This is a genomic window from Halomonas sp. AOP7-B1-5, assembly GCF_052353045.1.
Lineage (GTDB): Bacteria > Pseudomonadota > Gammaproteobacteria > Pseudomonadales > Halomonadaceae > Vreelandella > Vreelandella colorata.
Genome location: NZ_JBQTDC010000020.1, coordinates 21,361 through 36,167 on the forward strand (window position 1 = coordinate 21,361; position 14,807 = coordinate 36,167).

The window sequence follows — 14,807 nt, forward strand, 5'->3', positions numbered from 1 at the left end:
AGGTAGAAACATTAACGCCGCCCAAAATTGGGCGGCGTTAATGGGTATGGCTTAAGTAGACATCTGGTTACTCAGCATCTTGCTCTGGCTGATAATTTGCAACGCTGATGGTACCCGTTTGGCCGCTTTCAAGCGCCGCAAGCATCGGCTCGGCCTGACGCTGGAAGGCAACCAGCGTATCGCCGTTTAATCCCATGTCTTCAGGCAAATCTATCGACATGGCGTTTACCGGTGAGTTGTTGACGATGACTTCATAATGCAGGTGAGGGCCGGTGCTGCGGCCGGTATTGCCAGAAAGCGCGATACGTTCGCCCATGGTTACCCGATCGCCTTGACTCACCAGCGGCTGGGAAAGGTGTAGGTAGCGCGTGCGGTAGCCGTTATCATGGCGTACAACGATGTAGCGCCCTGCTGCCGGATGATTGGCCACCCGCTCGACGCGGCCGTTAGCCGGGGCAATAACGGAGGTGCCAATCGGCATGGCAAAATCGGTACCATTATGTGGGCTTATGCGGCCAGTGACCGGATGCTTACGCTGAGGGTTAAAGTTCGAGCTCAAGCGGTAGCTGCCCTCAAACGGGTAGCGCGCAAACGAGGGGTCGAGGCTATTGCCATCAGGTGTATAGAAGTGGTCGTCGGTAGCATTGCGAACTACGGTCAGGTCCATGCGCTCGCCGTTGTATTTCACCGCCAGAACGCGTGAGTCGAGCGCTTCGCCTTCAATCATGTCGGATTCGACCAGAACCTGAAATTGATCGCCACGGCGGCTGTCACGACGGAAATCCAGCTTTTTCTCCAGCAGTTTGGTCAGCTCGGTGACTGAGCCGCTACTTAGGCCGGTGGCTTGAGCGGAGCGGGCAAAACTACCGCTAACGCTACCTGCATATAAGCGCTGAACCGGTTCTCCCTGACGCTCAATGGCAGTTACGGCAAACTGGTTATCCTCACTTTCGACCAACACCCCGTCGCGGGTGTTTTTCATCATACGAAGTGATAACAGGCGACCGCTCTCGTCGAGCATATAGTCGAAACTATGGCCTGCGCGCCAATTAGTCAGCATTCTCGGTTCGGGCAAATCATCAAGCAGGGTTAATACTTCGCTATAACCTAAACCCAGCTCATTTTGTGCCAGCACTGCGAAGGTTTCACCGGATTCAACAATATGTGTTTTCCATTCCGGTACAAACGGCTCTTCCGCAGCAAGTTCAAGCTCCAGAAACGAGACATCGCCAAACAGATCGATTCCGTAATCTTCATAAGAAGTGGCATCGGCGATTTCGACAGAAGAGCTAGGGTCGATATCGAGCATGCCGCTCGTCAGCGTACCGACAACGATGGCCATGTGCAGTGCGCCGTTATCGATGGGGCTGTTGTGTAATGTTGGAGTGCTAGGCGAACGATGATCTGCTAGAGAGGCTTCTGCGCTTGAGATAACGTCCAGATCAACAATTTCTTTAACCGTTAAATCGCTTAGTGGAATGTGTTCGCGGGTGGCATCAATCGCGCGGGTGGCTCGATTGATGGCATCAGCGACAGGCGTTCGCTCTTGATTAAGAGAAGGAATGCCCGGCGCTGAATCGCTGGGAAGCGGTACTAAAACGCTTTCCAGCGGAGTGTGGGGCTGATTTAAATCTTGATATGTAGTGATTAACTTTTGTGCGCCCAGCACTGTGACCATAGTCGCCACAGGTAACAGTAACAATTTATGCGTGCGGGGCAGCGAATGGAGGATTCGCAACATGGGTAAATAGACCGCCAAGTTCGTGATCAAAAAGTAACATGAAAGTAGACGGAACCATACCCCATGAGGAAGGGGGTTCATAGACTGTATATCCATACATAAAGGATACTTCTGCTAAAAAGCAGAAAAAGCTAACTAACATTACTATTTTTGAACACTGTTTGCTAATAAAGGTAAACGATTCGACCCAAAAACCATTTTCTGAGGGTTTACTCTCTTGCCCATGCCAAGCTTAAACTGGCGCTAATTAATGACCTAATCATAGACAAGCACAGCGCGATGTAAAGGTTGTATGACGATTAGTTGGTTTTAAAAAATTTAGAATAAATTTAATGTATATTTTTATACTATAAATCAATGGTTTATTTTTTATTTAAAATAAATTAAGCAATTTCTTGACCTTCGGAAAACTTAATCTGAAGCTTATCAACGGTCTGGTAGAAATCGAATGCACAAGTGGAAATCATTTTTTTTGTAACAAAAAGTTAACTAGGGGCTTTTCGGGGCAATTTGTTCCCCCCACGTTACTCAGCGTGGACATTATTAATAGGGGCACTGAGAAGGCTAATCAAGCCCCCCTTGATACTGCTTCACGCATCAAGGCGCGAAACGGCTTTGATTAATGTGCATAAGGCTTTTTAAGCATTATTTTTGCTGGATTAATTCTAAATTAGCAGTACTTATTAATGATTATTGGCATTATAGACATGGTTTTTCGAATATTAAGCGGATGGTTTCGCGATTTAGCATCGAGGGAGTCGAAATGTCCCGGGTGACACTTGCACAATGGCAAATGCTGGCAGCCGTCGTTGACCATGGGGGGTTTGCGCGTGCGGCAGAAGTAGTACATAAAAGCCCCTCCACTCTGAATCATGCGGTTCATAAGCTTGAGGAGCAATTAGGTGTTCAGGTGCTTGAACCCATTGGGCGGCAGGTTCGCTTAACCGAAGCGGGGGAGTTATAGCTTCGCCGTGCGCGTCAGCTCATTGAAAGTGCGGCTTCACTTGAAGATGTTGCCTCACGGCTGGCGGAGGGCTTGGAGGCTGAAATCGTGTTGGCGATTGACCAGGTGTTTCCCGCCGCAGCACAGGCCAAGGCCATGGAACGCTTTTCCGAAATGTACCCCCAGGTACGCGTTCAGTTGCATGAAAGCGTACTCAATGGTGGCACGGAAATGCTTTACGATGGGCGCGCCGATTTAGTGATATCGGGGATGGAGGCACAAGGCTTTTTAGGCGAACCGTTGGTTAGCGTGCGTTTTATTGCGGTGGCCCATCCTGATCATGCGCTACATCAGTTGGGCCGAGCACTTGATTTACGTGACCTGGCGCAGTATCGCCAGCTTGTCGTGCGCGATTCAGCGTTGCGTCAGTCGACCGACGCTGGATGGTTAAAAGCCGAGCAGCGCTGGACAGTGGGACACTTAAACACGTCGCTCGATATGTTGAAGCGTGGCCTGGGGTTTGCCTGGATGCCGGAAACGCGTATTGCTGATGAAATTTTTCATGGCAAGTTAAAGCCGCTGCCATTAACCGCAGGCAGTATCCGTGAAGTGCCTATTCAGATAATTTTTCGTGACCGGGACCGTGCGGGGCCCGCGGCGCATGCGATGGCCGCCGCGTTAAAGCAAGCTGTCGAGGAGCTATGTCCTGAACGGTTCGATTCTCTCGAATGAAACGCGTTAAAACATCCGCTTGAGCATCTGCTCGACAGGATTATGCTTAATGCATACTGGCCTATAGCTGGCTTTTAATCACCCTGTCAGGAGATGCTTTATGGGTCTGCTTGTTAATGGCGAATGGCATGATCAGTGGTACGACACCAAAAAGAGCGGTGGCGAATTTGTGCGTGAATCGGCTCAGCTGCGTGACTGGGTTGGCAATCAGCCAGAAACTGGCGGTGCTTGCTTTCCCGCTGAAAAAGATCGCTACCATTTATACGTTTCTTTGGCCTGCCCCTGGGCTCACCGCACATTGATATTACGTAAGCTGAAAGAGCTTGAATCCCTAATAGGCGTATCGCATGTAAGCCCTCTGATGCTTGATAAAGGCTGGACCTACAAGCAGGATGAAGGCTCAAGTGGCGATGTGGTTAACGGCGTTGATTACCACTATCAGCTCTATACCATGACTAATCCTACCTATACTGGACGCGTCACGGTGCCGGCACTGTGGGATAAGCAGCGCAATGCCATTATCAATAATGAGTCTGCGGACTTGTTACGTATTTTTAATCGCGCCTTTAATGAGCTCACTGATAATCATTTGGATTTTTACCCAGACGATCTGCGCGAAGAAATTGATTCGGTAAACGCGGATGTCTACGACCATATCAACAATGGCGTATATAAAACGGGTTTTGCCACTGAGCAGGAGGTTTACGAAAAGCACGTAAAAGCGTTGTTCGAAGCGTTGGAGCGCATGGAAAAGCGTCTGGATACACAGCGCTATTTGGTGGGTGAATGGCTAACGGAAGCCGATATTCGTCTGTTTACCACGCTTATCCGTTTTGACGCAGTGTACTACAGCCATTTCAAATGCAATTTCAAGCGCATAGAAGACTTCCCCAATTTGGCTAACTACGTGCGTGAGATCTATCAGTGGCCGGGCGTTGCCGAAACGGTGGATATGAATCATATAAAGCGTCACTACTATTATAGCCACGACACGATTAATCCAACCCGCATCGTACCCGCCGGGCCGCAGCTTGATTTTGAACGTCCTCATGATCGTAACCGGCTGCCGGGGCAGGGCGTACGGTCCAGTCAGTAGACAAAAAAGAGCAGCGAGTATGGTGATAATGCTGCATGAAAAAGGGGTGCCCAGTGGGCAGCCCTTTTAATCATAAGCTTCGCTTCATTAACAGTCATCGCGACTGCTCGTTACGAAAGACGGTACTACTCGTTAGTGGATACGGCTTCACGGGTTGATTGCCAAGCGCTTTGCGCGCCATCCCGGGTGGTTTCCCAGGCGTCACGTGCATTAGCCTTAGTTTGTTCCCACCAGTCACGATCATAGGCTGGGAAGCCTTCCACTTCTTCAGCAGTGGCATTAAGCATAATGCGATGTTCAGTGTCACCATCACTTTCAGTATGCGTTTCAAGTGAGAAGTAGTCGGTGCCTACCACGATTTCGCGGCCACCCAGACCTAATACCGCTCCACTTTCAATAACTAGCGCATTAATACGCATTTCTTCATCGAACAGGATGTTTTCAACTTCCCCAATCTCATCATCCGAACCATTGGCGAAATAAACTTCGGCATCAAGGATGTCTTCTGCAGAGTACATACCCTGAGGCTCTTGGGACGCCTGCACACCGAATGCCAAGCTGCCTAAAAGTGCAGTTCCGATAGCGGTCGTTAGCATTGATTTACGCATAGCATCTCTCCATGTAGCTAATAGCATCAGCAGGTGCCAAGTAAGGGAAGGATCCGTTTGCTCAGCACCTAAAAATCGATTTACCCAAAAATAGCTATGTAGTAACTATGTAGTAACTACGTAATAACTACAGACCGTTGGCCCAATCATCAGCACGTTTCTCAGCCTCTTCACGCTCAAGACCATACTTTTGCTGAAGCTTACCAACTAGTTGATCTTTTTTACCGCCGATTTGATCAAGGTCGTCGTCGGTAAATTCACCCCAGCTGGAACGGGCCTTGCCTTTCATTTCCGTCCATTTGCCTTCGATTTGATCCCAGTTCATATATCGCTCCTTGAATAATTGCTGAACATGTTTAGGCACTTATTAAGTTAGACGATATTTAAACAAGTGCAAGTGAAGTTGTTTGATTTGGGTGAAGTAAAAAAACTAGCCATTCGTCTATTGCGGTGTTAGGATGCGCGCTCCTCGCATGTGTTGACCCCTCCATCACGACGATAAGCGTTTGACTACGTGATTTTATATTTGGATACGTAGCAAGGCTTGCGGGAACATCTCGATAATGCAGATGTTCATTGCTGTGAAGATGGCGCGCCTCCAGCATTTCACCAAACGGGTGAAATCGGCGCAGAAGGTCGCCACAGCGGTTGGCCCGTAATGACGGTATTGCCAACCGGATGCTAGGTGCGACCGGCGTCTCCGACTCCACTGATGACATTAATCCGTTTAACGGAACCTGTTTTTCGATGCTGCCTTGTTTAGCGCGTCGATGTCAGAGTCAGAGACGCTTATGATGTTTTTTGCCGGTACGACCGGCCTACCAAGGTGTGATTAATGACCTCGACTTCTGTCGCCTCGCCGAGCTTCGGCGATCTGGCTCTATTGCCTGCCGTTCTGTCTGCTGTTGAAGCACAGGGCTATGTAACCCCTTCGCCAATCCAGGCGCAAACTATTCCTGCGCTGCTGGAAGGCCGCGATATGTTGGGCCAGGCACAAACGGGTACCGGTAAAACCGCTGCGTTTGCACTGCCATTATTGTCGCGTTTAGAACTGACACGTCGTGAACCACAAGTGTTAGTTATGGCACCAACCCGCGAGCTTGCTCAGCAGGTTGCAGCCTCCTTTAGTAAGTACGGTCAAAACCTGCAGGGTCTTGAAGTTGCGACCCTGTGCGGTGGTCAAGAGTATCGTGAGCAGTTAGGCGCGCTGAAGCGCGGTGCCCAGGTCATCGTTGGCACCCCTGGCCGTATTATCGATCACCTGGACCGTGGCAGCTTGAAGCTGGATGGTTTGTCAGCCCTCGTGTTAGACGAAGCTGACGAAATGCTGCGCATGGGCTTTATCGACGACGTTAAACGTGTGGTCGCCGATACCCCGAAAGATGCTCAGCGTGTGTTCTTCTCGGCAACCCTGCCGACTGAAATTGAACGCATTGTTAATCGTTATCTGGTTGATCCGGTAAAAGTGGCGATTGAGTCGCGCACGACGACTGGCGAAAACATTGAGCAGCGCATTGTACGTGTTGATGGTGGTGCCAAGCTTGAAGCGCTGTCGCGCATTCTTGAAGTCGAAGCGGTTGATGCGGCGATCGTATTCGTTCGCACCCGTGCGGCGTGTACTACGCTGGTTGAGCAGTTAACCGCACGTGGCGTTAACGCTGCAGGCCTTTCTGGTGATCTTGACCAGAGCCTGCGTGAGCGCACCATTACGCGCTTGAAGCGTGGCAAGGTTGACGTGCTGATTGCAACCGACGTTGCCGCTCGTGGTCTTGACGTGCCGCGCATTACGCACGTTATCAACTATGACCTGCCGCAAGACGCAGAAGCCTACACGCACCGTATTGGCCGTACCGGCCGTGCTGGCCGTAGCGGTATCGCGATTACGTTTGCCGGTTTCCGTGAAGGTCGTAAAGTAGGCTGGATGGAACAGGCAACCGGTCAGAAAATGACCGAAATGCCGCTCCCTGACGAAGCCGCTATTCGCGCTCACCGTGATGAAGTCTTCCACCATCGTGTGGTTGCCGCGTTGACCAAAGGTGCCGAAGAGCAGCTGGCACTGGTTGAGCGTCTAGTGGCCGAGGGTCATGACCCGATCGTGCTGGCCTGTGCATTTGGCGCAATGGCGCGTGCTGATGAAGCACCGATCGGTCGCCTGCAGGCGCCGCGTAAAGAGCGTGCACCGCGTGAAGGCGGCAGCAGTGCCAAGCCAGGTGCTCGTCGTGAGCGTGGCGCAGAACGTGGTGGTGAGCGTTCTCGCACACCCAGCGAAGGCATGACCCGCTACCGTGTATCCGTTGGCCATAAAGATGGTGTCAAGCCAGGCCAGCTGGTAGGCGCGCTGGCCAATGAAGGCGGTATTGAAGGTGCACGTATCGGTCGTATCGATATTCGTAACGCTTTCTCTGTCGTTGAGTTACCTAGCGGTCTGCCCGCTACTATCCTGACCAAGATGGCCCGTGCGCGTGTCGCCGGTCGCCCGCTTGAAATCAGTGAAGACAGCGCGCCGGATCGCGCTCCGCGCCGTCGTCGTGATGATGGTGACGCGCCGGTCCGTCGTCGCGAAGCGTAATCGCTTAAGCGGTTACTAGCGGTCAACGCCGCGTCTAAAATGCCCTCGCCCGGAAACGGTGCGGGGGCATTTTTTTGCTACCCTTAAAGAGGTTGAAGGTAGAAATGCATCAAGGATACACGCGACAGGGAGTCGATAATGAACGCGCCGCTTCACGAGTGGAATTTGTTACCCAAGGACGCCATCGCGCTGCAAAAGCAGCTTGCTAAACAGTTGGAGCTTGCAGATCGTATTGACCCGGTCGCACATATTGCTGGAATGGATATTGGCTTTGAAGACGATGGAGCGACCACGCGGGCGGCCGTGGTGTTATTGAAATGGGATCCGGCACCAGCACCTGACCTAACCGTCGTTGAGCAGATCGTTCATCGCGAGCCAACGCGGATGCCCTATGTGCCGGGGTTGCTTTCCTTTCGGGAAATTCCGGCAGCGCTTGGGGCGTTTGAAAAACTCAGCATCATGCCTGAATTGATTATGGTGGACGGGCAGGGTATCGCCCATCCGCGTCGATTGGGTATTGCTGCGCATTTAGGCCTGTGGCTGGATTTACCCACCATCGGAATCGCTAAATCACGCCTGTATGGAAAATACGCTGAGGTCGGGGAGGCGCGAGGAGACTGGGTGCCGCTGCGGGCAGGTAACGACACGATCGGCGCCGTGCTGCGCTCGCGGGCCAAGGTAAAGCCCGTGTTTGTGTCACCTGGGCATCGTATCAGCCTTGAAACATCACTTGACTGGGTAATGCGTTGCCTGGGGCGCACCAAGCTGCCAGAGCCTACTCGCCTGGCAGATAGGCTCGCCTCGCGACGTGGTCAGCGTACAAAGCAGCTTCAGGATTCCTTGTTTTAAAGTATCTAAATTAAGCTGTCTAAATTTAAACTATCTGAATGTAAACCAGCTAAAACGGTAAGACGTTATGGCGCTAGAAGCGCTACAAAACGTTTTAACAGGCTCGTCGCGTCCGGCGTTTCGGCCACCTGAGCGGCAATTGCCTCAGGGTCTTTTTCTTGATCAATTAAAATCCCACGCTGGGCATCTATATAAGCGCGCATCACAGGCATCGTGAATTCTGGGTGGAACTGCACGCTCCACTGGCGTGGGCCGTAGCGCAACGCCTGATGCGCGTCATGTGAATTGCAGGCTAACACTTCAGTGCCTTCGGGCAGCGATAACACGGACTGAGCATGGGTCAGATGGGCCTTGAAGCGCTCGGGTAGCTGACCAAACAGCGGGTCGTTAAGACCGGCATTCGTCAGAGCCACGCTATGGGTGCCCAACTCGCGCCCATTGGGGTGATAGTCGCTAGTACCTCCTAAGGCCGCCGCCATCAGCTGATGGCCATAACATACTCCTAGCATGGGTATATCTGCTTCAAGGGCATCCTGCAGCCAGGGTTTTAGCCGTTCACTCCAAGGCTCTTTATCGCTAACCATGCTGTGTGAACCGGTAATCATGATGCCTGCCAGCTGTTTCAGCGGCACGGGCGTGGGGTCTCGTTTGGCATCCCACACGTGAAGTGTCAAAGATTCGGGCAGCGACTCGCGCAGTTGTTTTTCAAAAAGCGTTTCAAAATCACCGTGCTGTTCGACGACATTAGGAAACGCATCACCGGTTTTAACGATTACGACACAAGCCATGTTGATTCTCGGTTAGCCAGATAAATAGACGAAACAAACCCTTCCGCGCATTATAAGGTCACATCATAAAGTGCCCATTAGCCTACCACGAGCATGACACGTAACGGGTATTAATGGGGTCAAACATGGGATGATGCGAGTGCCAACATGAGCAGGGAATCCCTTCTCAAATCAGTCTGATAGAGGAAGTGCAATGCAACAGATTATGCGTGCCGGTGAACCGATGGATGTGGCTGGGGTTATTCCTGCTGCCGAGCAAACCGCACCAACCATGGTGCTCACCAACAGCGACCTTCAAGACGTAACGCTGGATACCTATGCGGGTAAGCGCAAGGTCCTCAATATTATTCCCAGCGTCGATACGCCGACGTGTGCCATGTCCACACGGCGCTTTAATGAGCTGGCCTCTAATCTTACCGACACTGTTGTGCTGGTCGTGTCGGCAGACTTGCCGTTTGCCGCCAAGCGGTTTTGCGGCGCGGAAGGGCTGGATAATGTCAAAACGCTGTCTACTTTCCGTCACCCGGAATTTTTAGAAGCCTGGGGCGTTGCTCTGCGCAATAGTCCCATGGAGGGCTTGTGCGCGCGAGCCGTCGTGGTGTTGGATATGGATAACCGCGTGCTGCATAGCGAGCTGGTCAGTGAAATTAAAAACGAGCCTGACTATGAGGCGGCATTAGCAGTACTTAAGGCGTAGCGCTTTTCTGACACTTTCTGGCAGCCTCCAGCAGCGCGCGAATCAGACGCTGCTGGGGGCGATTAAAAATCAGCCACTCCGGGTGCCACTGAACACCAATCAAAAAGTCATGCTCACGCGATTCGATGCCTTGCACAAGCCCGTCGCGGTCACGAGCGACAATCGCAATCCCTTGGCCTGCCTCGTTAACTGCCTGATGGTGGAGGCTATTTACACGGCACCAAGTAACGCCCAGTAGTTGGTAGAGCTGGCTTGCGCCTACAATGTCGACCGTTTTACGGGGCAGTACCGTGCGCCTGCGCTTTAAGCCTTCGTGGGTTGTGTAGATGTCAGGATCCAGCGTGCCGCCTAAATGTACGTTGATTAACTGCGCGCCCCGGCAGATCCCCAGGACAGGCGTGTTCAACGGAATAAAGCGCTCAAGCAGGGCAAGCTCTAATTCATCACGGGCAGGGTCCAGGCGTACATCAAGCTGTAACTCGCCACCATAAAGTGATGCCTGGATATCGTCGCCACCCCCAATAATCAAACCATCCAGATACGCCGGTAGTGGGCGTGAAGGGGAAAGGCGTAAGGGTCTTCCGCCATGGCGCCATACGGCAAACCAGTCAAAACACCAGGCAAGCTGGCTTTTATAATCTGAGGTGGTAATTCCAATAAGCGGCCGGGACATTCAGATTGATTCTCTTGAGTCGTCAATAAGTAGCGTGCTGCCCAAAAACTGCTCTAGCGGCGGCGAACCAGTTTCATCAGTTTATCTTTTAAGCGCGTTAGAAACGGTCGGCTGTGCTCGGCGATATATTCATCACAGCGCGCACGAAGTGCCACGCTATCGGCGGCAAGCTTTTCTACTTCAGCCCAGCGGTTCCATTCAGCCACGGCGCCCCAGCCCGGTTGAGAAAGCTGAGCATTGGGCAGCCGGTAGTGAAAGGTAGGCCGGGGTTTTATAAGCTTGGTATGCAGCAACTCATGGGGGTGGTCGGGGCGCAGGTGAGCAAATAATGGAAGTAGATCAAGCTCGCGATTACGCGTGGCGTTATGCACCAGATAGTCGTCGATAAAGGTATCAAGATCTGGGGCATAGCGGCTATCGAGTAGTTTTAAAGCGTACTCTTTGGGAAGCGGGTTCGCGTGAGGCAGCATTTCCCGCGTGATATCCACTTTAATTTCATCACGCAGCCAGTGGGCCAGTAACAAATAGGCGCGCATCATCGCCAGCAGGTAGCTAGCGCTTGTACACTCCACCTCAATATTAAGGTGCAAGCCGAAGCCATACAGCAGGCTGGCATCGGTGCCTTTGGCACCCTGGTCTCGCAATGCCTGAAAAATAGCATCCAGGTCTTCAAGCTCATTCCAGGGAACCGGCGGGCAGACGAGCTCGGTGGGTACAAAGCCTGCTACCATATCACCGATCAGCTCGCGGGTTTTTTGATGAAACTCGACACGGCGTTGCTGCTGGTGACGCTGCCATTCGCTATCGGAGTCGCGATGCTCATCCAGTAATGCCTGGTCGGGATGGGCATACTGAGTATCCAGTTCAATCCCAAATACGCCCCAGCGAGTATTTTCAACCAGTAGCCGATGAGGGCTGACCACGTTAAGCTCACCCCCAAACAGATCGCGAACGACGAGGGCCGTGTCGCGCGGCGGCAGGCCGGCAAATTCAATCTCAACGCCTATGTGGCGTATTTTGCCGTCACTATTTAGCCGGTTCGGTGGAGCTTGTAGCGTCATCTCGGCATCCTGTGAGGTGAACGTTTAAACTACCAGCCTATCATAGTCATTCATGAACACGGTCACTCATGAGTATTGTCTCTCATGATTACAAGCACGCAGTAAGGCTGAGCGTATGCCGTGAAGTGAGTATTAGCAAACACGGTGTCATCTACTAATCCATTTTGGGAGCAAGACGTGCGACAGCACTGGATAATCAACACTGTCATCAGCGTCGTTTTGACGGTACTGGTTAGCGTAATGGCGACCCAGGCTCAGGCGCAGAGCGTCTCACTACCCAGCTTAGCGGGAGAACCCAGTGATGAAGTGAATGTTAGCAGCGAGGAGTTTCAAAGCTCCCTCAATGACGTCATTTCCATGCTTGAAAACGAAGAGCGGCGTACCGAGCTCTTGGGTTCTCTGCGTGAGCTACAGGTAACGGCCGATGCCGCTGAAGAAGACACCGGGACGCGTCAGGGGCTTTTAGGAGCGCTTGCCGACACGCTGACCGATATCGGTGAGCAGGCCCAGGCTGGCGACTCGCCTATCGACGAGTGGTCGCGGCAGCTAGTGCAGGGGGCGGCCGATCTACGCGCCCTTAACGATGGCGCAGGCCAAGGGGCGGCGCTGCGTGCGGTGATCGATAGCACTATTTTGGCCATTATTTGGATCACACTGTTGGTCGTGATGATTGCTTTCGGGCGGCTGGTGGCGAACCGCCGAAACTGGCCGCTGGATTTGCCCCGTGACCCCAAGGCATGGCTACTTGCGGCGCACTTTTTACGCCGTATGCTGCCTTGGGCGCTAGCCTTTGCGATTACGCTTGGCATCGGTCAGCTACTGCCTTACAGCCCCGGCAGGACGCTGGTGCTGGTGGTTGCCTATATTTGTCTGTGCGGGCGTGCACTCTCGGTGGTATTTGAAACAGTCATCGCCTTCTTTAGCCGTGGCCATCGCTTTACCGCGGTTCAGGTGCTACAGCAGCGCGCCTTGCGCGGGCTGTTTGTGATAGGTGCTTTGATTGCGCTGGGTGATGCGGTTAACTCCACCCGTTTGGTGGAGCTATTGGGCGGTGAACTTGCAGGCTTGGTGTCGGTGCTCGCCAACATGCTGGCCGCGCTGCTGTCGGCGCGCTTTATTATTAAGTTTAAGCGTCCTGTGCGTCATCTCATTTGTAACCGCCCCTATAAACAGCGTCGCGATGCCAACGGGGCGGTAGAAATGATTCGCGCCCTGGGTGGGCTTTGGCATATACCGGCGTTGCTGTTAGTCGGTGGCTCGTTGCTGGCTATCTTTATTACCGTGGGCGATGTGGGCACCGCGCTTGCTCGTTCGATTATTTCCGCCAGCCTGCTGGTATTAACGCTGGTAATAACGGGGCTACTAAGACGTCAGGCGGCTCGTATGTACAAGCGGCGCCATCGCCACCGCTATAGCCAATACCGTAAACGTCTGGAGCGGTTTGGTTTTGTGTTGGCGCATATCTGCTCATGGATGGTGTTTGCCGAGCTTTCCATGCAGGTCTGGGGAGGTTCGCTGTTTGGTATTGGCCAGCAGGCTGTTGCCAGCTCGCGTATTGGTCAGGCACTGGTTAGTTTGGGCGCGACCGTCCTGCTTGCCTGGCTGGTGTGGATATTTGCCGATACGGCGATTCAGCGTGCGCTGACCTCTTCCGTTCGCGCACGTGGACGGCGGGTGAATCAGGCGCGTGCGCAGACCATCACGCCGATGATTCGCAACGTGATTTTTGTGACCATATTGATCATCGCATTCATTGCCGGGCTTGCCAATTTAGGGGTTAACGTTACGCCGCTGTTGGCGGGTGCCGGTGTGATCGGTCTGGCAATTGGTTTCGGCGCCCAGACCCTGGTTCAGGATTTGATTACCGGTATTTTTATTCTGATTGAAGATTCGCTGGCGGTAGATGATTTCGTACGTATCAACAACCACATGGGCACGGTAGAAGGCCTTACGCTGCGCACCGTGCGGCTACGCGACTTAGACGGCGTCGTGCATATCATTACCTTCAGCCGTATTGAGTCGATCCATAACATGTCGCGCCAGTTCGGTATCGCTCTGATGCGGATCCGTATTCCGTATGATATGAAAATTGATGATGCGATTACGCTGATGCAGGAAACCGCGCAGGAATTGCGCAAAGATCCGATGATGCGCCATTACATCTGGTCGCCGCTGGAAATGCAGGGCGTGCAGGGATTTGAAGAAGGCTGCCCGGTATTGCGGATGCGTTTTCGCACCGCGCCAGAGATGCAGTGGGATGTTTCACGGGCGTTTAATCTGCTGCTAAAACAGCGGATGGAAGAGCAGTCAATCGATCTGGGCGTGCCGCGTCTCAGTGTCAGTATGGAAGCACGCTCAGAAGACCGCATGGAGCCTACTGAAGGCACTGATCTCTCGTTTGGCGATGCGCAAACGTCAGATGCTGAGGATCAATCCAAGAAAAAGCCCGAGCCGCCTAAACCGGCTCCACGGCCTACCCAGGCAGAAGTAAAGCGCGATGAGCGTGAGCGTAACGTGCCTGCCTCACGTACCTAGCGTTTGGCTCAGGGCGATCCCCACGGCAATGCCGACGCCTGTGCCAATGATGAAAGTGGCGATGAGTAATCCCGCGCCACGCAGGCCACGCCAGCGGTTGTGGAGCCCTACGGCGTGGCTGACACGGTCGACCAGCTCATCATGACGGGAGGCTGTTTGATCCGGTAAACGCGAAAAATCATTGGCGACATCGCCTTGCCAGTGTGCGCCGTGGGTTAGCCCCAGCCGGGCGCGCAGCTGGCCGATATCGTTAAGCGTCGCGTGGGCCTGATCGTAATCTTTGCGCCTTTTCTCCACCGCAAAAACGGCCTCTGCATCCTGGCGTAGGGCGCTGTTGGGGCAGCGGGCCACGGCTTGCTGTAGCTCTTCATCACTTGCCTGCGGCGAGACGCTAAGGCGTTGGTACAAATCACGCATAGAGAGATCGGTTCTTGTAGATAGTTTTTATGGATAGTGTTTAAAGATAGTGTTTACAGATAGTTGTTACAGATAGTTTTTAAGGAAAGTATTTATAG

Annotated in this window: 11 protein-coding genes and 2 pseudogenes; 6 read left to right on the forward strand and 7 right to left on the reverse strand. The window is 52.8% G+C overall.

Annotated elements, in window-relative coordinates; genetic code table 11:
• Positions 1-67: 67 nt before the first annotated feature.
• Positions 68-1,741: a peptidoglycan DD-metalloendopeptidase family protein gene (locus tag ACT3XD_RS11245; protein WP_192538056.1), complete on the reverse strand. Its 1,674-nt coding sequence runs from the start codon at positions 1,739-1,741 to the stop codon at positions 68-70.
• Between the two features lie 763 nt (positions 1,742-2,504).
• Here ACT3XD_RS11245 and ACT3XD_RS11250 point away from each other — a divergent pair.
• Together ACT3XD_RS11250 and ACT3XD_RS11255 are read left to right on the forward strand one after the other, a co-directional pair.
• Positions 2,505-3,426, forward strand: a pseudogene (locus ACT3XD_RS11250) (LysR family transcriptional regulator).
• Positions 3,427-3,516: 90 nt separating this feature from the next.
• On the forward strand, positions 3,517-4,512 hold the full coding sequence (locus ACT3XD_RS11255; RefSeq protein ID WP_192538017.1) for a glutathione S-transferase family protein: 996 nt from the start codon (positions 3,517-3,519) through the stop codon (positions 4,510-4,512).
• A gap of 125 nt (positions 4,513-4,637) precedes the next feature.
• Here ACT3XD_RS11255 and ACT3XD_RS11260 read toward each other — a convergent pair whose 3' ends face one another.
• Together ACT3XD_RS11260 and ACT3XD_RS11265 are read right to left on the reverse strand one after the other, a co-directional pair.
• On the reverse strand, positions 4,638-5,120 hold the full coding sequence (locus tag ACT3XD_RS11260) for a PRC-barrel domain-containing protein (protein WP_192538018.1): 483 nt from the start codon (positions 5,118-5,120) through the stop codon (positions 4,638-4,640).
• A gap of 127 nt (positions 5,121-5,247) precedes the next feature.
• Positions 5,248-5,445, reverse strand: a complete 198-nt coding sequence (locus ACT3XD_RS11265; RefSeq protein WP_192538019.1) for a CsbD family protein — start codon at positions 5,443-5,445, stop codon at positions 5,248-5,250.
• 510 nt (positions 5,446-5,955) lie between these two features.
• On the opposite strand from ACT3XD_RS11265, the gene ACT3XD_RS11270 reads away from it, so the two are divergent.
• Together ACT3XD_RS11270 and nfi are read left to right on the forward strand one after the other, a co-directional pair.
• Positions 5,956-7,689, forward strand: a complete 1,734-nt coding sequence (locus tag ACT3XD_RS11270) for a DEAD/DEAH box helicase (RefSeq protein ID WP_192538020.1) — start codon at positions 5,956-5,958, stop codon at positions 7,687-7,689.
• Positions 7,690-7,827: 138 nt separating this feature from the next.
• A complete protein-coding gene (gene nfi, locus ACT3XD_RS11275) occupies positions 7,828-8,538 on the forward strand; it encodes a deoxyribonuclease V (protein ID WP_192538021.1) in 711 nt (236 codons plus the stop codon).
• 65 nt (positions 8,539-8,603) lie between these two features.
• On the opposite strand, the gene ACT3XD_RS11280 is transcribed toward nfi, so the two are convergent.
• Complete coding sequence (locus ACT3XD_RS11280; RefSeq protein WP_192538022.1) at positions 8,604-9,326, reverse strand: glutamine amidotransferase; 723 nt, start codon at positions 9,324-9,326, stop codon at positions 8,604-8,606.
• Positions 9,327-9,519: 193 nt separating this feature from the next.
• Between ACT3XD_RS11280 and tpx the strand changes: the two genes are divergently transcribed.
• Entirely contained in the window at positions 9,520-10,023 is a 504-nt protein-coding gene (gene tpx, locus ACT3XD_RS11285) for a thiol peroxidase (protein ID WP_192538023.1), read from the forward strand.
• Here the strand turns inward: tpx and ACT3XD_RS11290 are convergent.
• Together ACT3XD_RS11290 and ACT3XD_RS11295 are read right to left on the reverse strand one after the other, a co-directional pair.
• Positions 10,013-10,696, reverse strand: coding sequence for a gamma-glutamyl-gamma-aminobutyrate hydrolase family protein (locus ACT3XD_RS11290; protein ID WP_192538024.1), 684 nt, complete (start codon positions 10,694-10,696; stop codon positions 10,013-10,015). The two genes, tpx and ACT3XD_RS11290, sit on opposite strands and share 11 nt — an antisense overlap.
• A gap of 53 nt (positions 10,697-10,749) precedes the next feature.
• A complete protein-coding gene (locus tag ACT3XD_RS11295; RefSeq protein ID WP_192538025.1) occupies positions 10,750-11,757 on the reverse strand; it encodes an amidoligase family protein in 1,008 nt (335 codons plus the stop codon).
• 177 nt (positions 11,758-11,934) lie between these two features.
• Between ACT3XD_RS11295 and ACT3XD_RS11300 the strand changes: the two are divergent.
• Positions 11,935-14,361, forward strand: a pseudogene (locus ACT3XD_RS11300) (mechanosensitive ion channel family protein).
• On the opposite strand, the gene ACT3XD_RS11305 reads toward ACT3XD_RS11300, so the two are convergent.
• Positions 14,281-14,709 (reverse strand): hypothetical protein, encoded by a 429-nt coding sequence (locus ACT3XD_RS11305; protein WP_192538026.1) that lies wholly within the window; start codon positions 14,707-14,709, stop codon positions 14,281-14,283. The pseudogene ACT3XD_RS11300 and the gene ACT3XD_RS11305 overlap by 81 nt on opposite strands.
• Positions 14,710-14,807: the final 98 nt, after the last annotated feature.